General features: G+C 45.0%; 21 protein-coding genes and 1 tRNA gene. 12 read left to right on the top strand and 10 right to left on the bottom strand.

All coding sequences use genetic code 11. From position 1 onward, the window contains the following. Position 1: 1 nt before the first annotated feature. The 5 genes from P0M28_RS09630 to P0M28_RS09650 all read right to left on the bottom strand — a co-directional run bounded on the left by P0M28_RS09630 (position 2) and on the right by P0M28_RS09650 (position 7,627). Complete coding sequence (locus P0M28_RS09630) at positions 2-2,377, bottom strand: polysaccharide biosynthesis tyrosine autokinase (protein WP_302209664.1); 2,376 nt, start codon at positions 2,375-2,377, stop codon at positions 2-4. A gap of 6 nt (positions 2,378-2,383) precedes the next feature. Next, positions 2,384-3,172, bottom strand: coding sequence for a polysaccharide biosynthesis/export family protein (locus tag P0M28_RS09635; protein WP_302209666.1), 789 nt, complete (start codon positions 3,170-3,172; stop codon positions 2,384-2,386). A gap of 11 nt (positions 3,173-3,183) precedes the next feature. After that, a complete protein-coding gene (gene rfbC, locus P0M28_RS09640; protein WP_302209667.1) occupies positions 3,184-3,741 on the bottom strand; it encodes a dTDP-4-dehydrorhamnose 3,5-epimerase in 558 nt (185 codons plus the stop codon). Between the two features lie 62 nt (positions 3,742-3,803). Further along, the gene (locus P0M28_RS09645) at positions 3,804-4,919 is read right to left on the bottom strand and encodes a glycosyltransferase family 4 protein (RefSeq protein ID WP_302209668.1); all 1,116 of its coding nucleotides are present in this window, start codon (positions 4,917-4,919) and stop codon (positions 3,804-3,806) included. A gap of 290 nt (positions 4,920-5,209) precedes the next feature. After that, positions 5,210-7,627 (bottom strand): alpha-ketoacid dehydrogenase subunit alpha/beta, encoded by a 2,418-nt coding sequence (locus P0M28_RS09650; protein ID WP_302209670.1) that lies wholly within the window; start codon positions 7,625-7,627, stop codon positions 5,210-5,212. Positions 7,628-7,880: 253 nt separating this feature from the next. Here P0M28_RS09650 and P0M28_RS09655 point away from each other — a divergent pair, with 253 nt between their 5' ends. Both P0M28_RS09655 and secDF read left to right on the top strand, forming a co-directional pair. Beyond that, positions 7,881-8,240, top strand: coding sequence for a hypothetical protein (locus P0M28_RS09655; protein WP_302209672.1), 360 nt, complete (start codon positions 7,881-7,883; stop codon positions 8,238-8,240). Between the two features lie 119 nt (positions 8,241-8,359). Further along, positions 8,360-11,422: a protein translocase subunit SecDF gene (gene secDF, locus P0M28_RS09660; RefSeq protein ID WP_302209673.1), complete on the top strand. Its 3,063-nt coding sequence runs from the start codon at positions 8,360-8,362 to the stop codon at positions 11,420-11,422. Between the two features lie 78 nt (positions 11,423-11,500). Here secDF and P0M28_RS09665 read toward each other — a convergent pair whose 3' ends face one another. Further along, complete coding sequence (locus P0M28_RS09665; RefSeq protein WP_367281909.1) at positions 11,501-12,244, bottom strand: class I SAM-dependent methyltransferase; 744 nt, start codon at positions 12,242-12,244, stop codon at positions 11,501-11,503. A 47-nt stretch (positions 12,245-12,291) separates the two neighbouring features. Then, positions 12,292-12,630, bottom strand: coding sequence for an MGMT family protein (locus P0M28_RS09670; protein WP_302209675.1), 339 nt, complete (start codon positions 12,628-12,630; stop codon positions 12,292-12,294). 100 nt (positions 12,631-12,730) lie between these two features. Here P0M28_RS09670 and P0M28_RS09675 point away from each other — a divergent pair, with 100 nt between their 5' ends. From P0M28_RS09675 to cysM, 5 genes are all read left to right on the top strand, one after another. After that, positions 12,731-13,291, top strand: coding sequence for a C40 family peptidase (locus P0M28_RS09675; protein ID WP_302209677.1), 561 nt, complete (start codon positions 12,731-12,733; stop codon positions 13,289-13,291). A 122-nt stretch (positions 13,292-13,413) separates the two neighbouring features. Beyond that, a tRNA-Ala gene (locus tag P0M28_RS09680) sits at positions 13,414-13,487 on the top strand. A 193-nt stretch (positions 13,488-13,680) separates the two neighbouring features. Continuing rightward, entirely contained in the window at positions 13,681-15,087 is a 1,407-nt protein-coding gene (locus P0M28_RS09685) for an aminotransferase class V-fold PLP-dependent enzyme (protein ID WP_302209679.1), read from the top strand. A 120-nt stretch (positions 15,088-15,207) separates the two neighbouring features. Further along, complete coding sequence (locus P0M28_RS09690; protein WP_302209680.1) at positions 15,208-16,038, top strand: serine O-acetyltransferase; 831 nt, start codon at positions 15,208-15,210, stop codon at positions 16,036-16,038. A 35-nt stretch (positions 16,039-16,073) separates the two neighbouring features. After that, entirely contained in the window at positions 16,074-16,952 is an 879-nt protein-coding gene (gene cysM / locus P0M28_RS09695; protein WP_302209681.1) for a cysteine synthase CysM, read from the top strand. 14 nt (positions 16,953-16,966) lie between these two features. Here cysM and P0M28_RS09700 read toward each other — a convergent pair whose 3' ends face one another. Further along, positions 16,967-17,269, bottom strand: a complete 303-nt coding sequence (locus P0M28_RS09700; RefSeq protein ID WP_302209683.1) for a hypothetical protein — start codon at positions 17,267-17,269, stop codon at positions 16,967-16,969. A 193-nt stretch (positions 17,270-17,462) separates the two neighbouring features. On the opposite strand from P0M28_RS09700, the gene P0M28_RS09705 reads away from it, so the two are divergent. From P0M28_RS09705 to P0M28_RS09725, 5 genes are all read left to right on the top strand, one after another. After that, positions 17,463-18,569, top strand: coding sequence for a vWA domain-containing protein (locus tag P0M28_RS09705; RefSeq protein WP_302209684.1), 1,107 nt, complete (start codon positions 17,463-17,465; stop codon positions 18,567-18,569). Between the two features lie 144 nt (positions 18,570-18,713). Then, a complete protein-coding gene (locus P0M28_RS09710; protein WP_302209686.1) occupies positions 18,714-20,222 on the top strand; it encodes a sigma 54-interacting transcriptional regulator in 1,509 nt (502 codons plus the stop codon). Between the two features lie 190 nt (positions 20,223-20,412). Next, entirely contained in the window at positions 20,413-21,126 is a 714-nt protein-coding gene (locus tag P0M28_RS09715; RefSeq protein WP_302209688.1) for an AlbA family DNA-binding domain-containing protein, read from the top strand. Between the two features lie 73 nt (positions 21,127-21,199). Continuing rightward, entirely contained in the window at positions 21,200-22,558 is a 1,359-nt protein-coding gene (locus P0M28_RS09720) for a PhoH family protein (RefSeq protein WP_302209690.1), read from the top strand. Positions 22,559-22,930: 372 nt separating this feature from the next. Beyond that, positions 22,931-23,443 (top strand): PRC-barrel domain-containing protein, encoded by a 513-nt coding sequence (locus P0M28_RS09725; protein WP_302209691.1) that lies wholly within the window; start codon positions 22,931-22,933, stop codon positions 23,441-23,443. 114 nt (positions 23,444-23,557) lie between these two features. Here P0M28_RS09725 and aroB read toward each other — a convergent pair whose 3' ends face one another. Both aroB and P0M28_RS09735 read right to left on the bottom strand, forming a co-directional pair. After that, on the bottom strand, positions 23,558-24,598 hold the full coding sequence (gene aroB, locus P0M28_RS09730; protein WP_302209693.1) for a 3-dehydroquinate synthase: 1,041 nt from the start codon (positions 24,596-24,598) through the stop codon (positions 23,558-23,560). 106 nt (positions 24,599-24,704) lie between these two features. Then, the gene (locus P0M28_RS09735) at positions 24,705-25,823 is read right to left on the bottom strand and encodes a bifunctional 3-deoxy-7-phosphoheptulonate synthase/chorismate mutase type II (RefSeq protein ID WP_302209695.1); all 1,119 of its coding nucleotides are present in this window, start codon (positions 25,821-25,823) and stop codon (positions 24,705-24,707) included. Between the last annotated feature and the right edge of the window lie 47 nt (positions 25,824-25,870).

The following is a 25,870-nucleotide window of genomic DNA, read 5'->3' on the forward strand; positions in this document are numbered from 1 at the left end:
TCTAGCTTCTGCCAAAAATATGCTTCAGTCTTTCAACTATTCCTGGTAGCGGTTCTTCTGAGGTATAGTAATTTTGTCCATACTTTTCGTACGCATAACCATACTCGTTAACCGAATCTACGCTGTTTAAGATCAACGACAAATTCTCGTGCTTGCGCGTGGTTTGAATACGGTCAATATTTTTAATAAACACTTTGCGGGAGAAGTCTGCCCGAACAACGTACAGGGGAACATCTGCTTTTTCCATCACCAACGTTCCATCGGTAACCAGTCCTACCGGGGGAGTATCGATAACTACTAAATCATAGCGATTCTTTAGCTCTTCTAACGTATCGGCAAATTTCTGGCTACCAATTAGCTCTGCCGGATTTGGAGGTATTGCTCCGGCCGAAATAAAATCTAGGTTGTCTATCTTTGAATGTCGAATGCAATCATCCAGCGTATATTTCTCAATGAGAATTGTGCTCATACCCTTTGCTGAGTTATCAGCATCAAAAGCAAAGTGTATTTTTGGCCTTCGCATGTCCAAATCGATCAGCACCGTCTTCCGGCCCGACATGGCCATAATACTCGCCAGGTTTGTTGCAACAAATGTTTTACCTTCGGTGCTTACGGTAGAAGTCACCGATACCACTTGGCGGTTATCACTCAACCCCATAAACTGAAGATTGGTACGAATGGTACGAAAAGCTTCGCTGACGGCTAACTTAGACGATTCATTAACCACTAGCACCGCTGGCAATGATTTGGCTCGCCTGTATTTGGGGATACTACCCACAACCGGCACTTGGGTGTACCGTTCTAGCTCCGATTGACTACTGATTTTATCGTGCAGTACGTAGGCAATGAGTAAAAAAGCTACGCTGAGCACCACTCCGGTAACGCCACCGGCTCCTCGTATTAATAAAACTTCGGGGGCTACCGGAGTACCTGGCAGCGTTGCCGGCAATAATACTACAAAATCGGTTACTGTGCCGGCCCTAGCAATTTCTAGCTCGTTTTTCTTTTGAATTAGTGAAAGAAATATTTCTTCGTACAGTGCGTAGTATCGCTGGTTACGGTTATAGTCCGTGCCCCGTGATGGGAGGCGCATAAACTCCTTTTCTATTTCTTCCCGATTTTTTGCTATCTCCTCTGCTTCTTGGCCTAGACTAACCTGATAACTTTGTAATAATTCTAGTATACTTTTCTTCAGAAGCGCAATTCGCTGATCTTTGAGCTGAATAGCGTAGGTTTTTTCTTTGTACGATCCTGCTAATAACTCTCGATCATTAATCAGCTTATTCAGCTCCTGAATGTGCGTAGTTACATCTGAAGGGTACTTACTGAACATGGTGGGTTCAGCCAGAACAACCTCTTCGTTTTCCACTTGCTTTTCTAACTCTGTTACCGCCTCTCGCATCTGAGTGAGCTCGAACCGCTTCAGCTCCAAAGCCTCCAGTTTCATAATAGCTTCGCCAATTTCTGAACGTAGATCGTTGGTTCGGTTCTGAATCGTAAAATCCTCAAAGTAGGTTTCGTACCTACCCAATCGATCCTCAACGGTAGTTAGCTGTTCATCTAAAAACACAATCTGCTTTTCGGTAGCCTCGTTCTTTTTCTCCAACGTATATTCTAGGTACACCGAGTCCATAATAGCTACTAGATCCCGTACCTTATGGCGGTCGTACCCCTGAAAACCGATACGAATTGTGTTGGCTTTCAGATTGACTGGCTCCACATTCATGTTTCTAGAGAGATAGCCCTTTACTGCTTTTTCACTGTTCACGGTAAAATAGTAGCGCGTGTCATCACGAGGCGATTCGTAATCTTCAGTAAGAGTTACTACAAAGCGAAATGAAGGGTTGCTGATTTCTTCTCCGAATGCGTATGCTCGCGATATTACTTCACTCTCTTCTTCGTAGGACAGCACAAATTGCTCATCGTTTAGTATCTCTATATCAAAAGGACGATCATACGCGCCAACATCATAAATAGCGTATTGTACCCGAAAAGGAGAATTTTGGTAGCGCTCCTGAAAGTTGATCCGCCCCCGAGCATAATAGCTGATATCCATCCGGGCTATTTCGGCTACTTTAGTGAAGAATAAGTCTGACTTAAGCAGCTCCACCTCACCCGCCATATTATCTAAGTTTTGCTCCAGGGCATTAATGCCTAGAATATTGGCCTGTTTCTCAACTCCCAGTTTCACTACCGATTCCGATTCGTAAACCGGACGAGTGTACCGAATGTACAGATGAGCTGCCAGATTAGTCAGCACTATAATTAACACCACCCACCAGGCGTGTTTCCGGAACAAGTAAATGAGCTTTCCCTGGTCAATTTGACCGGAAGCATTGCTACTGTAGTAGGTAGATAGTTTGTTTTCGGGAGACATATCTATTTACTCGGATAGCTGAGTTATTAGTAAGACTAACGTTATTGTACTGGTTATTAGACTAAAAATTGGGGAGATGTCCCGCAACACCTCTGAGGTTATTCGCTGCACGGGTTGTACATATATTATATCTCCTGGCAACACTTTCAGCGAGGCCTGCTTCATACCCTCAACGGTTGATAAATTAATAAGCCTCACCTCGGGATCGTCGAGGTTACCCCGAATAAGGCGGATGTTATCGGTTCGGGAAATATTGCCTACCCCTCCGGCCAATGCTAATACTTCTACGAGATTGGTATTTTCATTCATCAGCGGAATTACTTGCCCACCTGCTGCCCCTAATACAATTACCCGTTTATTCACGTACCTCAGCAATACATAGGTATCTTCGTAAAACTCCTCGTACTGCTGTTTTAACAAATCAGTAGCTTCCTTCAGCGTGTAACCAGCAACCTCTACTTCACCCACAAGAGGAAGTTCCACCACACCATTACTGAGTACTAAGTACTGGGGCATGAGTCGCATTTGGTTATTCTGATTCATCATACCTACTTCTCGGGCAATTTCCCGGTTGGGATCAATTAGTAACTCCCCATCATTCGTGTATACCTCTACCTCCAAAAAATCATTAGGCTGGATTATATAATTTTTGTCTGCATCGGCCACTGCTATTTGTAATTCTTCTTTTATGATCTCTTGCTCAGTGCTAAACAAAATACGGTTGCGGTACGCCCCACATGAACTTAGAAGAAATAACAAGCAAACACAGACCGTAAGATGAAGGAGTACTTTCAATAGCGTTAACCTTAAGTATACTGCTTCTGGTATTCAGACAAGCGAGGTAATGCCAAATCTTTATCGGAGATAATGGGTTCCTGAATATCATATTTTTCCAGTTCCCAGTCGATGGCAAGATCGGCATCATCCCAAATGATTCCAGCCTCAGAAGCTTTATCATAAACATTGGTACACTGATAGCTGAAAACACTTTCTTCTAGTGCCACAAAACCGTGGGCAAACCCTTCAGGTACGTAAAATTGGTTGCATCGCTCACTATCCAGCACAACACTTTCGTAATGCCCAAAGGTAGAGGAACCTTTCCGAAGATCAACCGCCACATCTAGTACTTTCCCCTTACTTACACTCACCAGTTTACCCTGCTGATAAGGTGGCAACTGCATATGTAGTCCGCGTAGTACCCCTTTGGTTGAGAAGGATTGGTTCGACTGGACAAATTGCCTATCTACACCGATTTCTCGGTATTTTTCTATATGAAATGTTTCCAGAAAGAACCCTCGACTATCTCGGTATAAATCTGGAATAATCTCTATTAGTCCTTCTATTGATGTTTTTCTTATCTTCATATTGCTTGTAAGCAATTTTATGATAATAACTGGGAAAAGAAAATGCTTCCCGTAACTATTTATTAGTTTACATTCATTTCATCTATGGCCCGAACGTATTTATCAACTACTACCTGCTGACTAAACTTAGCTTGCACCATCTCGCGTCCTCGCTCACCCATTACCCGTACTTCTTCCTGAGCCAGTTGAGCCATCGTTAGCATTTTCTCCGCCAAATCAGCAGCATCTCTTACTTTGCAAAGCAGTCCGTTTATTCCGTGCTTCACTACGTGCCGACAGCCCGGAGTATCAGTCGCTACAATGGGTTTTTGTAAGCTGGCAGCTTCTAGTAACGTTCGGGGCAACCCTTCACGGTACGAGGGAAGCACCACACAATCGGCCTGTTGAATAAGGAAACGCACATCATCTGTCGTTCCTAAGTAATCAACTACACCACTCTGAACCCACTGGTCAACCAGACCTACTGGAATTCCTCGCTTATGATTAGGATCTTTGGCCCCTAGTAGTTGGCATCGTACGGCAATACCCTGAGACTTCAACTGCTGAGCCGCCTCTATATATTCTACAATACCTTTGTCATAGATTAACCTAGAGATCACCAGGAAAGTGAATGTATGCTGGGAAGAAACTGGCTGACTATCTGGCTGAAATCGTAGCGTATCAATTCCCGAACCGGGCACTACATCTGCTTTATTACTATTCAACAATCCCTCTCTGATAAATAGATCGTGGTCGTCGGGATTATGAAAAAATACTTTTTCGGAAAACCGGAAGGATACGCGATACAACCACTTAGCTACCGCCGATACCATTCCATCTTGTAGAAAAACCGTACCCAACCCGCAAACATTATTAATAACCGGAATTTTTAGATAACTGGCCGCCAAGGTTCCGTAAATATTGGGCTTCACCGTAAAATGAAGAATCAGATCTAGTTCTAACTTACCGTACAAACGGTATAGTTCTAAGATGAGGGATGCATCTCGCACGGGGTTTACCCCCCGGCTATCCATGTTTACATCGTACAATGTTATTCCATCCTCTCGCAAGCGATCGGAATAAGGGTCGGGCGGGGCAATTGAGACCACCTGATGACCTTGCTGCTGAAGAGCCTGGATTAATCCTAATCGGAAATTGTAAATGTTCCAAGCGGTGTTGGTAACAAGCGCAATTCTCATGGAAAATAATTAATTGTAAGCCAGCTATTATTCCGACGTAATTACTACCCAGAGGTAGACGGGCTAATAGTTGAGCGCAATATACAATTTCCAATTTCTAAGCAATAACTACCTCAAAATCAGGGAGAGAGACCTTATGTAACTTTTTGAAAAAATTAACTGTAAGCTAAGTGGAAAGATAAAAGAAAAGGGATATAAATATTATAATAGCAAGAAACTATTATACTGGAACTATATGCTTGACCATTTTATGAACTGCACCTGCTGTAAGAAAAGGGATCAGATAGTATTTACCGGTACATTTCCTTAAACTGGCCTGGATCGAATTCAACCATAAGGCTGTATACCGTATCGAAAACTGTTTCCACGTTGGGCTTAGAAAAATAGTCTCCGTCTGAGCCATAGGCCGGACGGTGCGCCCGACTAGTGATCGTGCGGGGCTGAGAATCTAAGTACCGATAAGCCTGCTGCCCTTCTAGTACTTGCTGCATCATATAAGCCGATGCACCGCCAGGAACATCTTCATCCGCAAAAACCACCCGATTGGTCTTTTCAATAGATTTAACTATGCGATGATTAACATCAAAAGGGAGTAACGTTTGTACGTCAATCACGTCGCAAGAAATGCCGACTTCGGCTAATTCAGATGCTGCTTGCATTACCACCCGACACATGGAGCCGTAGGTAACAATTGTTACGTCGTTGCCCTCTCGTAGCACTTCAGGTTGGCCTAAAGGTACCGTAAACTCGCCTACGTTATTGGGCAGCTTTTCTTTCAGGCGGTAGCCGTTTAAGCTTTCTACAATCAGAGCTGGATCGTCGGACTGTAGCATGGTATTGTAGAATCCAGCTGCTTGCACCATATTTCGGGGAACCAGTATATAGATACCTCGCAAACTGTTTAGGATAGCTCCCATAGGCGAGCCGGAGTGCCAAATACCTTCCAAACGATGCCCACGAGTACGAATAATGAGCGGTGCTCCTTGCCCATTCATGGTTCGGTACCGCAGGGAGGCTAAATCATCAGTTAGGGTGGCCAGTGCGTAGTAGATATAGTCTAAGTACTGTATCTCTACAATCGGACGTAAGCCCCGCAAAGCCGCGCCGATGCCTTGACCAATGATAGACGGCTCCCGAATTCCTGTATCGGTCACTCGCAGAATGCCGTGTTTGGCTTGTAATCCGGCGAAGCCCTGGTTTACATCCCCAATTTTACCTACATCCTCTCCAATGGCAAAAATCCGTGGGTCGCGGGCTAGTGCTTCATCAAAGCACGCATTTAGTACTTGCCGACCGTCTACTGACTTACTGCTCTTGTTAAATGAGGGAGGAATAGTCGGAACATTCAACGCAGATTTTTTAGTTTGGCTGTACAGGTGACTGCTGTACCGCTCCTCGTTGTCTTCTCCGTAGGAATTTAACCATTCAATAAGCTGATTACGCGCTTCGTGCTGCTCGTTTCGTACCAGCCGTAACGTTTTTTTCGCTAAGCGTACCACATCTAAGCGACTAGCATTAGGCTTCTTCTCCACTTGCTTAATAAGCTGCTGAATAGTCACTTTTTCTGAGCTCGCCTGAGCAACGGCTACAACCAACTGCTTAGCTTGACTAATTTCGGCATTCAGCTCACTACGGTAGGCCTTCCAGGCGGCATCCCGAGCTTGCCGGGCGGTATGTTTGGCTGCTTCTTCTATTTCGTCCAATCGCTCTTCAGAAGCAAAACCGTTATTAACGATCCACTCCCGCATTTTTCGGTTGCAGTCGTACTCGCTCTCCCAAGCCAACCGCTCTTCGGATTTATACCGCTCGTGCGAGCCAGAGGTAGAGTGCCCCTGCGGTTGGGTTAACTCTTCCACATGAATCAGTATGGGTACATGTTTTCTTCGCGACAATCGGGTAGCAGCCTGATACGTTTCGCACAGATTTTCGTAGTCCCACCCTTTTACAGTAATAATCTCCAGACCTTCTGTCGCCGATGTTCGCTGAAAACCTTCCAACGCTTCCGAAATGCTTTCTTTGGTGGTATGATATTCCTTAGGAACCGAGATTCCGTAGCCATCGTCCCAAACAGAAATTACCAACGGCACCTGCAAAACCCCGGCAGCATTTACTGTTTCCAGGAACATGCCTTCCGACGTAGAGGCATCACCAATAGTGGCGAACGTCACTTCGCTACCATTTACTGAAAACCGGCCCATGTCGTGCAGTTCCGGGTTCTGGCGGTACAGTTTGGAAGCGTAGGCTAATCCTAGTGAGCGAGGAATTTGTCCCGCTGTGGGTGAAAGATCCGACCCAGTATTATACTGATCGGTTTGAGAGTGAAATTGCCCGGTTTCAGGGTCAATTAGGCGGGTGCCGAAGTGAGAATTCATGGAACGCCCACCGGAAGAAGGTTCGTGCTCAACATTAGCGTGTGCGTAAATCTGAGCAAAAAACTGCTGTAAGGTAATTTGCCCGGTGGCGAACATAAACGTCTGGTCGCGGTAGTAACCCGAACGAAAATCTCCCTTCTGAAAAGCTTTGGCCATCGCAATCTGAGCTACTTCTTTGCCGTCACCAAACACGCCAAATTTTGCCTTGCCCATGAATACTTCCTTTCGGCCTAACAAGCTGGTGTGACGGCTCTCCCAGGCAATGCGATAGTCGTTTAGAATCTCTTCTATGGATAAATCAAGTGCTATGTGGTCTTGCGTTGTTTTCGATTCCACGATTTGAGGATTACATTGAACCAAATTCGTTCCTGAATTCAAATATCGTTGCAAAAACTGCCTTCAAAAATACGAAAAAAGTGTGCGTTTCTCAAATACATCCTTATTCCGCCTTCGTATCTTTTGCTATTCAACTACAGCTTTTTGCTATTTATATAACATAGAAATAACCGAAATTAATTTACCAAACGACGGATATTTTTTTCACCTTTGTGTTTAGGCAAAGATTCCCTAGCTTTGCCACACTTTTCGTATGAATACAGTACGTACCATATTAACTGAACAATCACGGATTGTATCTATACTAACGTTAATCCTACTACTTTGGGTTACCGGTGGCACTGCTGTGCATTTCCCCAGGGGCGAAAGCGACTTGGCAAACCACGAGCAATCGGTTCCGGCTGATGATGCTGACCAATCTACCACGATCTCCAATTTTCAGGAGGCCGTTATTCCTATCAGTAAGATTCATATTCTGTTCGTATATCATTTTCTGCGGGAATGGGTGCTGATTGAGGAAGAGACTTCTACTATATCAGCCAACGCCCCCCTCCCACCGAGTCAGCTTTTTCTGACGCTCTTTCGGCAAATAATTTCGCCTAACGCCCCCTAGCTGTCTTCTTTTCCTCAATCAATACTCGAGAGCTCGCTAACTGGCAGAAAGTACGTTTAGCTATACTCTCACATCAATTCATATTTAAAAAATTAGTCTAATTATTAATCCTTACAATTATGCGGAACCGAAGTGGTATCGTTATTCTTACCGTACTCGTCTCCCTGCTCTGTATCTACTATTTATCGTTTACGGTGGTTTCTAACCAAGTGCAGAAAAAGGCCGAGACCTACGCTACTGATGCGGAGGGCAATATCGATTTTGCCAAGAAGCAAGACTACCTGGACTCAGTATGGACCGAACCGGTCTACAACCTACTGGGCATTGAGTACACTTACGAAGAAGTAAAAGAAACTGAACTCAACCTGGGTCTGGATTTACGGGGTGGAATGCACGTGGTGCTAGAAGTTTCCCCTACCGAAATTATCCGGGCACTATCGGGTGATAATAAAGATGCTGACTTCCTTCAGGCACTTGACTTAGCCCAGGAGCGGCGGGTGAACAGCCAAGAACGGTTTACTACCTTGTTTGCCGATGCTTTTCAAGAGGTAGCTCCGAACAAGCCGTTGAGCCAAATCTTCGCCAATGCCGCTAACCGAGGTCGAATTAGCCGTGGTTCTACCAACGATGAGGTGATGGAAATTATTGATGAGGAAGTAGAAAATGCCATTGACCGCTCCTTCAACATCCTTCGTACCCGAATTGATCGGTTCGGAACCTCCCAGCCTAACATTCAGCGCTTGCAGGGAACTGGCCGGATTCAGGTAGAGCTACCTGGGGTTGACAATCCTGAGCGGGTGCGTAAGCTCTTACAGGGGGTAGCCAAACTAGAATTCTTACAAGTGTACAACTCTCCCGAACTAGGCAGTGCCATTCAGGCGATTAACAACCTATTAGTATCCGAAATGGAACCGGGAGAAGGTGAATCGCTGGCAGATGCTTTAGCCGATGAGGGTGAAGACGATTTATCGGATTTAAACCCTACCGAAGATTCGGAAACACTGGAAGGAGCTTTAGACCAAGACGATGTACCGGAGATTGCGGAGAATGAAGGGGAAGATGATTTAGAAGCGCAGCTATCGGGGGCTGATGCAGATTCTACTGCTCTAGATTCTATGATAAACTCTCAGGTTTCGCCCTTGTATAGCTTGGTGCAGAATGGTTTCGGTGGTTTAGCCTACCGGGTAGAGGATACTGCTAAAATCAATGATATTTTCCAGCGGGAAGATGTACAGTCATTACTACCTTCTGATTTGAGCTTGGCTTGGCAAGTAAAGCCCGACGATGAACAGAACCCCGTGTTGCAACTGTATACGTTACAGCGGGGACGAGGAGGAAAAGCTCCACTAACTGGTGAGGTAGTTACAAACGCCCGTCAAGATTACGATCAAAATGCCCGTCCGGCAGTGAGTATGCAGATGAATGCGGAAGGAACCCGACTGTGGCGTCGGCTAACAGCCAATAGTGTTGGTCAGCAAATTGCGATTGTACTTGATAACCGAGTGTACTCAGCCCCAGTAGTGAATGAAGAAATTCCGAGTGGTAGCTCTATCATCTCCGGAAACTTTGAGATCCAGGAAGCCCAAGACTTAGCGAACATTCTGGAGGCCGGGGCACTACCCGCTCCCACCCGCATTGTGGAAGAAGCAATTGTTGGCCCTACCCTAGGTCGCTTGGCTATCAAGCAAGGGGTTACCTCTATCTTAGTCGGGCTAGGACTGGTGGTGATCTTTATGATTATCTACTACGCTAAAGGTGGATTGGTAGCCAATGTAGCCCTGCTGTTCAACATCTTCTTTGTACTGGGAATCTTGGCGCAACCAACGGTTGGTGCCGCACTCACCTTACCGGGCATTGCTGGTATTGTACTAACCATTGGTATGGCCATTGATGCTAACGTACTGATTTTTGAACGTATCCGCGAGGAGCTACGAAACGGAATGCGGCTGAAAGCAGCAATAAAGACCGGATACAACAAAGCCTACAGTTCAATTATTGACTCCAATGCTACTACGTTCTTAACGGCTCTAATCTTATTCATTTTTGGACAAGGGCCGGTACGAGGATTTGCCGTAACCTTGATGATCGGTATTATCTGCTCGTTCTTCTCGGCGGTGTTCATCACCCGGGTAATTATTGAATGGATGACCCGCAAAGGCGATGAAAGTAAGGTTTCCTTCTCAATGCCTTTCTCCGGAAACTTGCTCAATAATTTGAACTTTGACTTCATGTCGAAGCGAAGAATTGCTTACATCTTTAGCGGAGCTTTTATTGGTTTGGGATTGATTGCGCTTATCTCTCAACCTCTTAATTTAGGCGTTGATTTTAAGGGTGGCCGCTCTTACGTAGTGACATTTGATGAGGCGGTAGTACCTTCCGATTTAATGACTTCGCTTTCGGATGATTTTGAGGATAAAGCGGTAGAGGTAAAAACTTTCGGAGCTACTAATGTGCTGAAAATTACCACGAGTTATTTGGTAGGTGATGAATCAGACGAAGCCGATACTGATGTACGCCAGCGGCTATTGGGTGGAATTACCGAGTTTACCGGAGGGAATTTCGTAGAAAACACAGCTGAATTGGGAGAGAATCAGTTTACCATTTCTAGTTCATCTAAAGTGGGAGCCACTATTGCCGATGATATTTTGAATGCTTCCCTGGAGGCGATTGTCTTTTCACTGATTGTGATCTTCCTCTATATTTTAATTCGTTTCCGTAAGTGGCAGTACAGTACCGGGGCGATTATTGCCTTGTTTCACGATGTACTGTTTGTATTGGGGGCTTACGCCATTGCCGGACTACTCGGTGTACGCTACGAGGTAGATCAGGTATTTATTGCAGCAATGCTTACCATTGTAGGTTACTCCATTAACGATACCGTAATTGTATTTGACCGTATTCGGGAAACATTGGGGGTGAAGCCTCGGCTACCGCTAGAAGAGGCGGTTAATGAATCGGTAAATAACGTAATGAGCCGTACGCTAATTACTTCACTCACTACCTTGTTGGTGGTATTTATTCTACTCGTGTTTGGTGGTGAGGTACTACGAGGCTTCTCGTTTGCCTTATTTATCGGTATACTAGTCGGTACGTATTCATCGGTATACATTGCATCTCCGGTAGTAGTAGACCTGACCCAGCGACGAGCCGAAGCACCTGCCCGGAAGCCGCAGAAAGCCTAGTAAGGGTGTTTAGTGTTATGGTGCTTAAATAAGGGTTAATATAGTATCTATAACACTTCGCGCTTTAACACCATAACACTATTCCCTTTGAAAAATCATTAAGTGCTGTTGGGGCAGTAGGTCTTTGTTTTCTACTAATTCAAGACCTACTGCTTCCATTTCTTTTACGGCCTGGGCTTCGGTCATTTTGTGCCGGGGCTTGATAGGCACCGATGGGTCTTCCGCCCGGTATTCTACTAAGGCTACTTTCCCAGTGGGCGATAGCGACTCGGCAATCGCTAACATCATTTCGTAGGGATGAGAAAACTCATGATAGGCATCCACCAGTAGAACCCAATCTACTGAGCCTTTAGGCAGTTTGGGGTCTTCAATCGTACCCAAAACAGTCTCTATGTTTTTGATTTGCTGCTTCTGCTCTTTTTCTTCTATCATTTGTAGCATCTCCGGCTGAATATCTACCGCTAGCACTTTCCCCTGCGGTACCAGCGGACTCATCCGAAAAGTGAAGTAACCCGAACCCGCTCCAATATCCGCAACCACATCGTCTTGTTTCAACGCTAGGGCATCAATAAGCAGATCGGTACGTTCTTCCTTCTCTCGCTCCGACCGTTCCAGCCATCCGGCTCCCAAGTGCCCCATCACTTGGGCAATATCTCTCCCAAAGTAAAATTTCCCCGTACCATCCGCACTGGTCGGATTACCAAAAGTATATAGGCTATCCGTACTCTGAGTAGCACTTGTCTGCGTTTGAGGCGATTGAGCACAAGCTCCAAATAACGCCCCAACAAATAAAAGAGCAATAAAATGGCGGCAGATCATCATTGATTTGTTTTTTACCTTCTGTCTTTCAAAATTCCGTTCTCCGTTTCTTATTCAAGCTCTTCAGCTGGATTCCAAAAATGATGATCAAAATCTTGAACCTTATCATCTACAACCCTGACTCCCTCTTGCTCTAAACGCTCTTGCATAGCCGTAGGCGTAGCAAAATGATGTTTTCCCGTGAGTAATCCGTTTCGGTTTACTACCCGATGGGCAGGAACTTCGGGGTCAGTGTGCGCCTGATTCATGGCCCAGCCCACCATGCGGGCACTACCTTTAGCACCCAAATAATGTGCGATGGTTCCGTAGCTAGTAACCCTACCGGGCGGAATGAGTTTTACTACGGCGTACACATCCTCAAAAAAACTGTATTGGTCTTTCTTAGCCATTTAACCCTTGTTTTGCTACAAAATTCGCAAAATATAGCACATCCTTATCACGTTAGCCAACCAGATTCCGTTATATTGACGATACGAACAATTACGGTGTATGTCTAAACAGCTCTTTTTCCCTCTGGGATTCCTATTGGTATGCCTATTAACCGGATGCGCTACGTCGAAGAAGCCAACGACGCGTCGGTCGGTTTCTCCCCCTCCGGCCCGACCTGCTGCAAAAGTACCAAGTACTCCTAAGCGTACCGCCCGGATTAACAAATTAGACGACCAACAGCAAAAAATTATTAATACAGCTCGTTCCTTCGCCGGAACCCCTTACCGCTGGGGGGGCACCACTCGGGGTGGGATGGACTGTTCGGGTTTACTCATGATTTCGTTTCAGGAAGCTGGAATTAATCTGCCTCGCACATCAGCAGAGCAGAGTAAGTTTGGCCGACTAGTTAGTATTCGCGAGTTGCGCCCCGGCGATTTAGTCTTCTTTGCCACTAAAAGCAAACATAGCCGTAAAGTCACCCACGCGGGGTTAGTAACTGAAGTTAGAGGAAAAAATAATGTGCAGTTTATTCATGCCTCTACCAAGCTGGGAGTAGTAGAAAGTAATATCTTTTCCGATTATTATCGCCGTACCTTCGTAAAAGCCCGCCGCCCCTTTTAATTTTATCACTTTTTGCCTACATTCGCAATCCAAAATATAAGATGTGAAAGTTGAACCGGGTTACCGAATGATATGAAAAAGCTACTTTTCACATTTTATATCTGATATTTCGTATTTTCACTGGGGGATTAGCTCAGCTGGCTAGAGCGCTTCGCTGGCAGCGAAGAGGTCAACGGTTCGAATCCGTTATTCTCCACACACTACCAAATGCGAAATCAGAGATATGAAATACGAAAGCTTTCTCATCGCCCAGTACCCGGTTCAGCTTTCATATCTCATATCTTTTTTGCTTCACGTCTCAGCTTTCGTATTTCCTCAAAGGCCATACTGATTACGTGTGCCTTACAACAACCACTAATCCATAGTACCTAAACAAAATATGATATTCTATGGCTGTTGTATTCAAAGCGCAAGATAACATTCGCTTAGATGAGCAAAATACTAGCGAAGAATTAAAACACAATCAGTTTTTTAATCAGCTATTCGCCAAAGAGTTTGAACGCTTAGAAAAACAAGGACATACCTATTTAGATTATACCGGCGGAGGACTTTACGGAGCATCTCAACTGGAAAAACATTTTGCGCTTCTGAAGCAGAATACTTTCGGTAATCCACACTCTACCAACCCTACTTCGCAATACGCTACGGCATTGGTAGAAGGTGCTAGAAAAGCAGTAATCGAATACTTTGAGGCGTATGATTACTACTGTATTTTTACCCAAAATGCCTCAAGTGCCATCAAGATCATAGGCGAATCTTACCCGTTCGGCAGTAATGGTCAACTGTTGCTTCTGGTCGATAACCATAATTCTATTAATGGCCTCCGAAGTTACTGTAGCAACCGGGGCGGAACGTACGAATATGTCGCCCTTCAAGAAGATTTGACCGTGGATGCTACTCAACTTCGTGCTCAGTTATCTCAAGTTAACGATACCAATCAGAGACTATTTACCTTTCCGGCTCAATCTAACGTATCAGGCGTAAAGCACGACTTACAGTGGGTATTACAAGCCCAACAGCAAGGCTGGGATGTTTTGCTCGATGCGGCGGCGTTCGTTCCAACCTCGCCCCTCAATTTATCCACCATTCAACCCGATTTTGTGAGCCTATCATTTTACAAAATGTTTGGCTACCCTACCGGAGTTGGTTGCCTACTCGTAAAAAAATCAAAGTTCCATAAGCTGATAAAGCCCTGGTTCGCAGGCGGAACTGTTCGAATAGCTTCTGTCAGGGCCAATTACCATTTTCTGGAGAATAACCACGAGCGGTTTGAAGATGGCACTGTCGACTACCTATCCCTTCCTGCCATCAAGATTGGCCTCGATTTTATCAATCAAATTGGCATTGAGCGAATTAATAGCCGAGTGACGTCTTTAAGCGATTATCTTTATCGCGAACTTCAGAAAATACGTCATATTACAGGCGAGCCGGTGGTTCAGGTTTATGGCCCTACTAACCGAAAAGAAGTTGGTGGAACTCTGGCTATGAATTTCTACGATGCCCGGGGCGAGCGTTATCACTTTCAAACCATTGAACATGAGGCTAATAAGCGATCAATCTCCATTCGCTCAGGCTGCTTCTGCAACCCCGGCATTGACGAAACTCAGCACAATATTTACACTGCTGAGCTAGAAGACTACTTTGTTTCGCATAGAGAGAGCAGCCACCAAGAAATTGTCGAGCAACTAGGGCACACCCGGGGTGCGGTGAGAGTATCGGTCGGCATAGCCACTCGCAAACAGGATTTAGATTTCTTTCTGGATTTTGTACACTCTTTCAAAAACAAAACCCAATAGTGCAGCCTAATATTTCTCAATTAAGATAACACTTGCTTAAACCTTCCGTATTTAAGAGAGCATAGTCCATAAAGCTGACTACTTGCATAACCTTTCTTAAACGATCACTTGGCCTAGAGCATGACTACGCAATTTCTTAAAAAGATTTATGCCACACATCAAGTCTGCACTACTTGCCCGTCGCCTACTGAGGTAGCGACTTTTTTTGATAAGTTATTGGGGGCACTGTTCGCTGACTTCACTCAACTAGCCCATCTGTCAGAAGCAGCATTTGTGGGGCTGATGGAGCAATTGCAGCAAGATCTTGATCGTCTGTTGCAACAAAGTCCATCGCAATTAGGAAAAGTATCGCAAGTAACCCAGGCGTTTTTTGATGCGGTTCCTGCAATATATAATTTAATTCAAGATGACGTTACCGGAATTTACGAGGGCGACCCAGCGGCTAAAGACCGAAGCCAAGTAATTCGCTCGTATCCAGGCTTTTACGCAATTGCTGCTTATCGTTTTGCTCATCAATTACATCTTCTGGGCGTAGAGGACTTACCTCGTATTATTACCGAATACGCGCACAGTAAAACGGGTATTGACATTCATCCGTCGGCTAAGATTGGCTCTCATTTTTGCATCGACCACGGTACCGGAATTGTGGTGGGAGCCACTACCATTATCGGTAATCACGTTAAAATTTATCAGAACGTTACCTTAGGAGCACTAAGTGTGAATAAGGAAGATGCGGCAATTAAACGCCACCCCACCATTGAAGACCACGTGATTATTTATTCGGGAGCTACCATTCTAGGAGGCAAAACGGTGATCGGACAAGGCAGTATCATTGGGGGCAACGTTTGGCTCACCCGCAGCGTGCCACCTAAATCCAAGATTTATTACCAATCGAGAATGTATAATGATGCCGATCAGGATACTGATCTTATCATCCACAAAATCAGTTAGTATATTTTTCGTTCACTTTCTCTTCTATACCGTCTATGAAGTTCGTTGATCTCATTGGGAACACTCCTTTAGTAGAATTGCAAAATATTCCTAAAAAAAAGAATGTCACCTTACTAGGGAAACTGGAGGGAAATAACCCTGGAGGAAGTGTGAAAGACCGAGCCGCCTACGGTATGATTAGAGGCGCGCTAGATCGAGGTGATATTAAAGTGGACGATCAGTTAGTGGAAGCCACCAGCGGAAATACTGGAATTGCCCTGGCGATGATTGCTAGTATACTAGGTCTGAAGATGACTCTGATTATGCCGGATAATTCTACCCGCGAGCGGGTGCTGGCAATGGAAGCCTACGGGGCTAAAGTTATCCTCACTCCCGCCGAAAAAACCATAGAATACTCCCGAGAGCTAGCTGAGCAAATGTCTACTGACGAGGGCTATTTTATGCTCAATCAGTTTGCTAATTCTGACAATTATAAAGCGCATTATCGTACTACCGGTCCCGAAATCTGGCAAGGTACCGAAGGGCAAATCACGCACTTTGTTTCAGCCATGGGCACTACAGGTACCATCATGGGAGTGTCTCGCTATCTGAAAGAACAAAATTCAGCGGTACAGATTGTGGGTACGCAACCTACCGATGGCTCCCGTATTCCCGGCATTCGCCGATGGAGCCCTGAGTTTTTACCTAAGATCTTCGATCCGGAACGAGTGGATAGAGTAATTGATGTAAGCGAAGCCGATGCCCGAACCCATACCAAACGACTAGCGAAAGAAGAAGGAATATTATCAGGAATGAGTAGCGGCGGCGCGCTCTATGCCGCCTTACAAATAGCCGAAGAAATTGATTCAGGAGTGATTGTACACATCGTTTGCGACCGGGGCGACCGTTATCTCAGTTCTGATTTGTTTACTTGATTGCCCTCCTCTAGCTAATTCCCTTCCTCATACTGATACCGAACGGCTTTAGCTTTCAATATCAATGCTGCAGTTGCTTCCGAATGCTCTATGTCTATATCATGGAAAACAATCGCATCGGCTCCTACTGCCCTTGCTCGATCAATCATAGCCTGCTGAATTTTTTCTTGACTTGCCAATGATCCTCCGCCATTAGCTAGGGTTCCGATAATCTCATAGGGTTGGTCAATTTTATTTTCATCATAGAAAATTTCAATTTCTTGAGGCGAATAGGGTGGATAGGTTTCGCCTGAATAGAATACACGGGCGTGCAACAAACTATGGCAAACATTGTGAGTGATAATAAAAGAGATTTCATGGCACTAATGGTTAGGTAAAAAATGTTGTAGCAGAAATAGATCAAATCCAGTGCCAACCAGGTGTTTGCTTTTGTCGTTTTCATAAAACAACTTCGTATCTACGTAATACTGAAGTGCAAAACAAACCTCCCTTAACCACGTTCTCGAGACTATGATAGGTTACCGATTTACCGATTATACCCCCGACCCTCAGCAGGAAGGGCAAAGTACTTTTGACCAGTTACTGAAGATTTTTATGGAGCTGATGGTAGTCACCTCGGGTGATGTTTCTGAAACTTTGCAGTGGATGACTAGCCTGGACAACCAGTACAATATTACCAACGCTGACTACGGCATGGGTGATTTCATCCAAGACCTGAAAGACAAAGGCTACATCACTGATGAAAACCCCGAAGGGAAGTTTGAGGTGACGGCCAAGACCGAACGGAAGATTCGGCGCAGTGCGTTAGAAGAAATCTTCGGTAAGCTCAAAAAATCGGGTAAGGGCGACCACAAGACTCCCTACAGCGGTTTTGGCGATGAACCCAGCACTGATCGTCGTGACTACCAGTTCGGCGATACCCTGGAGCAAATTGCCATGACTGATTCTATTCGTAATGCTCAGATCAATCATGGTTTGGGAGATTTTACCCTCACCGAAGGAGACCTGGAGGTAAATGATACCGAGTATAAAACTCAGACCTCTACCGTGCTAATGATTGACATCTCGCACTCCATGATTCTCTACGGTGAAGACCGCATCACTCCGGCCAAGAAAGTAGCGATGGCTCTAGCCGAATTAATCACCACCAAGTATCGTAAGGACACACTGGATATTATCGTGTTCGGAAATGATGCCTGGCAAATTCAAATCAAAGACTTACCTTATTTACAAGTTGGCCCATACCACACCAATACCGTAGCCGGCCTGGAACTGGCAATGGATATTCTGCGTCGCCGGAAAACCGCGAATAAGCAAATCTTCATGATTACCGATGGCAAACCCACCTGCCTGAAGCAAGGCATTAAGTACTATAAAAATAGCTTTGGACTGGACAGCAAAATCCTGAATAAAACGCTAAGCCTGGGAGCACAATGCCGACGATTGGGCATTCCAGTTACCACCTTTATGATCGCTTCCGATCCCTACCTGAAACAGTTCGTTCAGAAATTTACCCAGGTAAACAGCGGCAATGCCTACTACAGCAGCCTGAAAGGGTTGGGTCACCTCATTTTTGAAGACTACCGCCGCAATCGCCGGAAAAACTTCAAACAATAACGTAGTCATTAAATGTTAAAGCTTAGAAGCAAGTTGCTCAATGTATAGTGTTTGGGGTGAGGTACAATCTATACATAATGCCAAGCACTAGGCTCCCAGCAAGTAACCAAACAATTTACCTATTCTTTGATTCGATTATAGTACATGAATTACCAAGATATACCCTCTGATAAGCTGACTAAAATTCATACGCTCGGTGAACTAAAAGCCAGCGGCTATCAGCCCAGATCAGTAAAGCAAGAGTTACGCGATAATCTCATTCATCGGCTTCAGAGCAAGGAATCTGTTTTTGAAGGTATTTGGGGCTACGAAGAGTCCGTAATTCCCGATACGGAACGAGCCATTCTCTCCATGCACAATATCATCTTTCTAGGATTGCGAGGACAGGCCAAAACTAAAATGGCTCGCATGATGGTAGAGTTGCTAGATGAATATATTCCGATTATTGAAGGAGCTGAACTGAGTGATGACCCATTGCAGCCTCTTTCGTACTACGGAAAAGTTACTGTGGAAGAACACGGCGATAAGACCCCAATCGCTTGGGTACACCGCTCAGAACGATACACCGAAAAATTAGCCACGCCCGACGTTTCGGTTGCTGATTTAATTGGTGATACTGACCCTATCAAAGCCGCTTCGCTGAAACTCCCTTATTCTGATGAACGAGTAATTCACTACGGCTTAGTTCCGCGCTCGCACCGGGGCATCTTTGTTATTAACGAGCTACCCGATTTGCAAGCCCGCATTCAGGTAGCCTTATTCAATATTTTGCAAGAGGGCGATATTCAGATTCGGGGATTCCGGGTACGCTTACCGCTGGATATTCAGTTTGTATTTACCGCCAACCCCGAAGACTACACCAACCGGGGCAGTATTGTTACGCCACTAAAAGACCGGATTGATAGCCAGATTATTACCCACTACCCGCGTTCTATAGAAATCAGCCGTAAAATTACTGAGCAGGAAGCTCAGGTTAAGGAACCTCAAGAGAAAATATCGCTTACTAGTATAGCGAAAGATTTGGTTGAGCAAATTGCTTTTGAAGCACGCGAAAGTGAGTACGTTGACGAAAAAAGTGGAATCTCTGCTCGTTTAACCATTTCAGCTTACGAAAACCTGCTAAGCTCCGCCGAACGCCGAATGCTCATCAATAATGAGAAGAATACCCTTATTCGCGTGTCTGATTTTGTGGGTGTCATTCCGTCTATCACTGGAAAGGTAGAGTTGGTATACGAAGGCGAGCAGGAAGGCCCAGGCATTGTAGCCCATAACTTGGTGGGTAAAGCCATTCGCACTCAGTTTGTGGAATATTTTCCGAACCCGGAAGATAAACGTAAGCAGAAAGAACGAAACCCGTACCGAAAAATTGTTAACTGGTTTGGCGAAGGAAACGAAGTAGATTTACTTAACGACCTTAGCGATAGCCAGTACAAAAAGTTGATAAAGAGTGTACCCGGCTTGCAAGATTTGGTAGAAGAGTACCACAAAGGCTTGAGAGAGGCCGAAAAATTATTTATGATGGAATTTGCGCTGCACGGATTGGCCGAGTACAGTCAGCTCAGCAAAAAGCAACTTACTTCGGGTACCCAATTTAAAGACTTACTCAGCAGTATGTTTTCCATGTCGGACTACGACGATGAAGATGACGATTAAAATCAATGTGCAGTGTACAATTAACAATTAGCAATAAAATAGCTTTCGCTTTAATTGTTCATTGCACATTGTTCATTGTTAATTGAGAGTAGGACAATAACGAAAGTTAGTGGACGATTAACGATTAGCGATAAAATAGCTTTTGCTTTAATTGTTCACTGCACATTGTTCATTGCTAATTGATAAAGGTGTGTTGTTACCGGATATTCGTCAGCTAGTAGAGCAGGGCGAAAGTGAAACAGTAGAATTTAAGCGAAAAGTAGCCCATCCGGATAAAATCATCCGGGAGATTGTTGCTTTTGCCAATACGCACGGCGGAAATTTGCTCATTGGGGTGGATGATGACGGAAGCATCCCGGGCATTAAGTTTGCCGAAGAAGAAATATTTGCGCTAGAGCAAGCCATTCAGCGCTGGTGCCGTCCCCGCATTGATTATCAGTACGAAGTAGTACCGCTTAATCAGAAACGAGCCGTAGTTAACTACACTATTGCTGAGAGTCCCCGCAAACCACACTTGGTGCTGAACAGTGCCCTAAAGTTTTCAGAAAATAATGGTTCTGGTGCCCAACACCATACTGAGAAGAAAATCGTTAAACCCCAGCGTAAAGGTACGGCCTACGTCCGCTACCAAGATCAAAGCTTGCAAGCCAGCACCGAAATGTGGCAAATCTTAAAGCAAGGTAGGCGCAACCGAGACATCCGCTTCACTTACGGCGACAAAGAACGCTTACTGATGCAGCACTTGGAGCAGCACCGCAAAATTACGCTACGAGAATTTTCTATCGTCGCCCAACTGCCCCGTCGGGTAGCATCCCGCACGTTGGTGCGCTTGGTTCTAGCCAATGTGCTAACCATTATTCCGAAGGAAAAGGAAGATGTATTCATCCGCAATTTTTCTCATTAATTCCCTATATTTGTTGCCCTCTTTCGAGTAAGATTACCAGCTGTAGGTGCCCACGTAAGTTTAAATTTTTTCTATGCCACGAAGTAAGAAAAATACTACCCCCTCTACCGAGGAAAAGAAAATTTTTGTTCTAGATACTTCCGTTATTCTGTACTCTCACGATTCTATCATGAATTTTGATGAGCACGATGTTGGCATACCCATCACCGTACTGGAAGAATTAGATCAGTTCAAAAAAGGTAGCGATACTCGCAACTTTGAGGCGAGGGAATTTATCCGCTTGCTCGATTCGCTCTCCGAAAAACACACCTTGCAAGACTGGATTCCGCTGAACGGTCGGTCCCGAGGCAGTTTTAAAGTGGTGATGAGTAACGAAAGTAAAGTCAACGCTGAAGAAGTGTTTGATGAGCGCAAACCTGACCACAAAATTCTGAATGCGGCTCTCACATTACGCGATGCCTACCCCGACCGACAGGTTGTTTTAGTGACTAAAGACATTAATCTTCGCTTGAAGGCTAAGTCACTTAATCTGGTAGCTCAAGATTATGAAACTGGGAAAGTAAAGCATGTAGACGACCTAGACCAAGGAACTACCGTGCTAGAGCGGGTAAACAGCCAAAAGATCTCAGACATGTACAAAGATGGCTTCTGCGAAGTGGAGGACATCCGAGGCGTGAAAGATGTAAAGGCCAATCAGTATTATATTCTGAAAAGCTCTAAAAATTCGGCCCTTAGCTACTACAATCCGGAAACGCAGAAGATGGAGAAGGTAGAAAAGCGAACTGCCTACGGAATTCGCCCGAAGAACGCTGAGCAGACCTTTGCCTTACACGCCATTACCAATCCTAATGTTCGGTTAGTCACCGTTCAAGGAGTAGCTGGCACCGGGAAAACCCTTCTGGCCTTAGCCGGAGCCCTGGAGCAGCGGCGGGAGTTTAAGCAAATCTATCTGGCTCGCCCCATTGTACCTTTAAGTAACAAAGACATTGGCTATCTACCGGGTGATATTAAGTCGAAGTTGAACCCGTACATGGAACCGCTGTGGGACAACTTGAAGTTTATCCAAAACCAGTTCAACGAGAACGATAAAGACTTCACTCGTATTACCGAGATGGTGAACAAGGAAAAATTGGTAATCACCCCGCTAGCGTATATTCGGGGGCGTAGTTTATCTAATATTTTTTTTATTGTGGATGAAGCCCAAAATCTCACCCCCCACGAAGTGAAAACGATTATCACCCGGGCGGGCGAGAATTGCAAGATTATATTTACCGGAGATGTCTACCAGATCGATACCCCCTACCTTGATTCCCAAAGCAACGGTCTTTCGTATCTGATTGATCGTATCGCCCAGCACCCGCTCTACGCTCACGTTACATTGGTTCGGGGCGAGCGTTCTGAATTAGCCAACTTAGCAAACGAACTGCTGTAGAAAGAATACTTAACTACCGTTCTAAAACCTCTTGTAATAACGCACTTTTGTCTTATGGACAAGAGTGACTTCTGTTCTACGAATGAGCAATGCAAACTCTGGTGGATGGCACGCATCCAGCGGGGATAGAGTCGCCTGCTCGAGATGCCGTAATTTGCTTTGCTCATCCGGCAAAAGTGTTTTTTGCTATCTCTAAGTTGCCTACTATTACAACTACTTTCTAAAGCATAATTGTATCGAGTTCTTTGAACCTGAATAGCCGATAAACTTTTTGAAGTCTGCCAAGTTTTACTGTTAGAACTCACACATAATTTTTTAGCAGACCGCATTTATTTTTTAGCGGCTCACCAATCATATTAAAGAGTTACCACTATGATGATTTCTAAGTATTTATCAGCTAACAACAATGTTATAGGATGCCCGGTGCACAATTCCGTAGAGGAAAAGGTGGGCATTATTCAAGATGTCTTTATCAGTCCCGAAACAAATCAGATCGTTTTTGCTATTCTAGAAGAAGGAGGTTTTTTAGGATTGGTTAGCGATGAGTACGCAGTGCCCTGGTCGATGCTAGAGTTCAATACCAACTCTAGTTCCATCTTGCTGGAAGTGCGTAAAGAGAAAATTAAAAACGCCCCGAAGGTAGATATTCAAAAATTGATAAACGGCGACCGAGCTGAGATAAGCAAATTAGAAGAATACTACGGAACACGAGATTTATCTCCTAAAGGCGATGTAGACCAAGAAGATTACCAAGCTGAGCAAAATACTGACCACCCCCACCAAGGCTACGAAGGGTCGGCTAAAATCACGGGGGAAGTTGACTCAGCCCCTCCAGCCGAGGGTATGGATTACGAAAAAGTGAAAGGGATCAATCAGAATAGCTAAAATAGAAAGCTTAGAAGCTGTTTTAAGATGTATGCTGAACTGAAAATGCTGCTATTTTAGTAGTATTTTCGGTCAGTGAGATGTTTTAAAACAGCTTCTTAGCTATTTTCCTATTTACAAACCTCGATAGTACTCCAAAGCCTCTCGGATAGCCGATTCCGTTACTGCAACATCAAAGTGAGCTTTTCCTATCTTATCTAGTAAGGTGCAAAGAATAGCACCTTGTTGATTCTTCTTGTCTTGCTTGGTCAAGTGCGTAATCGCTTCCAGAGATTCTAACGGAATATCGACTTTACCAAAAATCGCCAGAATAAAATCTTCTATCTCCTCGGCCTCTTCCAGACTAAGCGAAGCGTACTTCACCGAAAGTTGCGCTTCGGCAATCATTCCAATGGCAATTGCCTCACCGTGAAGCAATGGAGTTGCTGATTCCAGAAAATGACTTTCTACCGCATGGCCCACCGTATGCCCGAAGTTCAGAATCTTCCGCAGACCGCCTTCCCGAAAGTCTCGTTCTACCACCCACGATTTTACCTGTACCGAATGCCGAATATGCTCCACCCACGGCTGGTTGGCTAATGCAACACCCCGCAGCTTGTTCCAGTACGTTCCGTCCTGAATAAGCGCGTGCTTAATCACTTCCGCAAAACCCGACCGTAGTTCTTGTTCGGGTAGTGTCTTTAGAAAATTGGCATCAATCAGCACTTGTTGCGGTTCCTGAAAAAGGCCAATGTGATTCTTAAATCCGTTGAAGTCAACCCCCAGCTTCCCCCCTACCGACGCATCTACTTGGGCCAACAAAGTGGTTGGAATATTTACGAATGACATACCTCGCTTGTAGGTGGCGGCACAAAAGCCTCCCATATCACCAATCACCCCGCCCCCCAGGTTAATCAGTAGTCCTTTACGGTCGAAATGCTCTTCGGTAAGCTGCTGCCAGATATACGCGCAGGTATCCAGATTTTTGTAGACCTCGCCACTTTTTATCTCAATAATTAAACAATCGGTAGATAGCACTTCCTGTATCAGTGGCAGGCAGTGTTCTCGAATGTTCTCATCAACCAGCACTGCCACTTGCGACGGCTTTTGCCGACGTAAGACATCCGAAAGTACTCCAGTGATATTATCAGTAATTGTTACGCTATTAGCGGGCATGAATTATTAGTGTTATGATGCGAAGTGTTATGGTGTTGATGTACTTGAGAAATGGAGCATTTCTAAACGCTCTAACACCCAGCACCATAACACTGTAACACCAAAATTATGATTCTACTCGTAAGCCTGATTCGGTTTCGCTTTCGTTAGGCAGATTATCCATTACTTCCGTTTGCTTGCGGATCGATTCTACGTGCAGTAGATTGAATAGGTCAACAATAAATCTTTCTCGTAAATTGGCATCTTTCGCCCACTCTTTACGCGATTCAAATACCCGGTTCCAGCGGTCGAGCAGAAAAGCGGCTACGTTGTTTTTCTTTTTCCAAGCACCAATCTGAGCCACTAAATCTAAACGACGGGCCAGTAGCTCGATCATTTCCCGGTCAGAGTGGTCAATCTGGATACGTAGTTCTTCCAGGTGGGTGATGTACTCAATATCTTCCGAAGAAGCCTGACGAATTTGTAGATTACGGATGATCTCTCCCAGGGTTTGCGGGGTTATCTGCTGGCGAGCGTCGCTCCACGCCTGTTCGGGGTCGCGGTGGGTTTCAATAATCAATCCCTCAAAGTTCAAATCCATCGCAATCTGACAAGCCTCGGCAATATCTTCTCGCTTACCCATGATATGACTAGGATCACAGATCATGGGTAAGCCCGGTAGCTGCCGTTTCATCTCTATTGGTAATTGCCACATGGGAACATTGCGGAAACGGGTTTTCTGGTAGGTAGAAAACCCTCGGTGAATTGCGCCTAGCTTAGTAACTCCGGCTTGGTTAAGTCGCTCCAACGCGCCCATCCACAATGCTAAATCCGGGTTGATTGGATTTTTTACCAATACGGGTACATCACAACCGCGCATGGCATCGGCAATTTCTTGCACAATAAACGGACTCACCGTACTGCGGGCTCCCACCCACAGCACATCTACACCATAGTGTAAAGCCTCTTCTACGTGCATTGCATTAGCCACCTCTACCGAGAATTGTACACCCAGTTCCTTCTTTATGTCCTGAATCCACTGTAAGGCTTCCTGCCCTACTCCTTCAAAGGTATTCGGGCGCGTTCGGGGTTTCCAGACTCCGGCTCGCATCAGTGTTACGCCTTGTTCTTTTACAGCCTTCACGGTATCATAAAGCTGTTCTTCTGTTTCGGCACTACATGGCCCGGCAATAATAAGTGGATCGGTTATACCAATGTTCCACTGCGATAGTTCAGTGAGTTTCATAGAGATTGAAAACAAATGTGCTTACTAGAATAGTTTACTGTAATGAA

Source organism: Tunicatimonas pelagia (genome assembly GCF_030506325.1).
Classification (GTDB): Bacteria; Bacteroidota; Bacteroidia; order Cytophagales; family Cyclobacteriaceae; genus Tunicatimonas; species Tunicatimonas pelagia.

Excerpts from the sequence above, each read along its gene's own strand:
- secDF (WP_302209673.1), top strand. The coding sequence starts at position 8,360 with ATGCGGAACCGAAGTGGTATCGTTATTCTTACCGTACTCGTCTCCCTG.
- P0M28_RS09705 (WP_302209684.1), top strand. The coding sequence starts at position 17,463 with ATGATAGGTTACCGATTTACCGATTATACCCCCGACCCTCAGCAGGAA.
- P0M28_RS09685 (WP_302209679.1), top strand. The coding sequence starts at position 13,681 with ATGGCTGTTGTATTCAAAGCGCAAGATAACATTCGCTTAGATGAGCAA.
- P0M28_RS09710 (WP_302209686.1), top strand. The coding sequence starts at position 18,714 with ATGAATTACCAAGATATACCCTCTGATAAGCTGACTAAAATTCATACG.
- P0M28_RS09665 (WP_367281909.1), bottom strand. The coding sequence starts at position 12,244 with ATGATGATCTGCCGCCATTTTATTGCTCTTTTATTTGTTGGGGCGTTA.
- P0M28_RS09690 (WP_302209680.1), top strand. The coding sequence starts at position 15,208 with ATGACTACGCAATTTCTTAAAAAGATTTATGCCACACATCAAGTCTGC.
- P0M28_RS09645 (WP_302209668.1), bottom strand. The coding sequence starts at position 4,919 with ATGAGAATTGCGCTTGTTACCAACACCGCTTGGAACATTTACAATTTC.
- P0M28_RS09725 (WP_302209691.1), top strand. The coding sequence starts at position 22,931 with ATGATGATTTCTAAGTATTTATCAGCTAACAACAATGTTATAGGATGC.
- rfbC (WP_302209667.1), bottom strand. The coding sequence starts at position 3,741 with ATGAAGATAAGAAAAACATCAATAGAAGGACTAATAGAGATTATTCCA.
- P0M28_RS09675 (WP_302209677.1), top strand. The coding sequence starts at position 12,731 with ATGTCTAAACAGCTCTTTTTCCCTCTGGGATTCCTATTGGTATGCCTA.
- P0M28_RS09655 (WP_302209672.1), top strand. The coding sequence starts at position 7,881 with ATGAATACAGTACGTACCATATTAACTGAACAATCACGGATTGTATCT.
- P0M28_RS09630 (WP_302209664.1), bottom strand. The coding sequence starts at position 2,377 with ATGTCTCCCGAAAACAAACTATCTACCTACTACAGTAGCAATGCTTCC.
- P0M28_RS09735 (WP_302209695.1), bottom strand. The coding sequence starts at position 25,823 with ATGAAACTCACTGAACTATCGCAGTGGAACATTGGTATAACCGATCCA.
- P0M28_RS09720 (WP_302209690.1), top strand. The coding sequence starts at position 21,200 with ATGCCACGAAGTAAGAAAAATACTACCCCCTCTACCGAGGAAAAGAAA.
- cysM (WP_302209681.1), top strand. The coding sequence starts at position 16,074 with ATGAAGTTCGTTGATCTCATTGGGAACACTCCTTTAGTAGAATTGCAA.
- aroB (WP_302209693.1), bottom strand. The coding sequence starts at position 24,598 with ATGCCCGCTAATAGCGTAACAATTACTGATAATATCACTGGAGTACTT.
- P0M28_RS09670 (WP_302209675.1), bottom strand. The coding sequence starts at position 12,630 with ATGGCTAAGAAAGACCAATACAGTTTTTTTGAGGATGTGTACGCCGTA.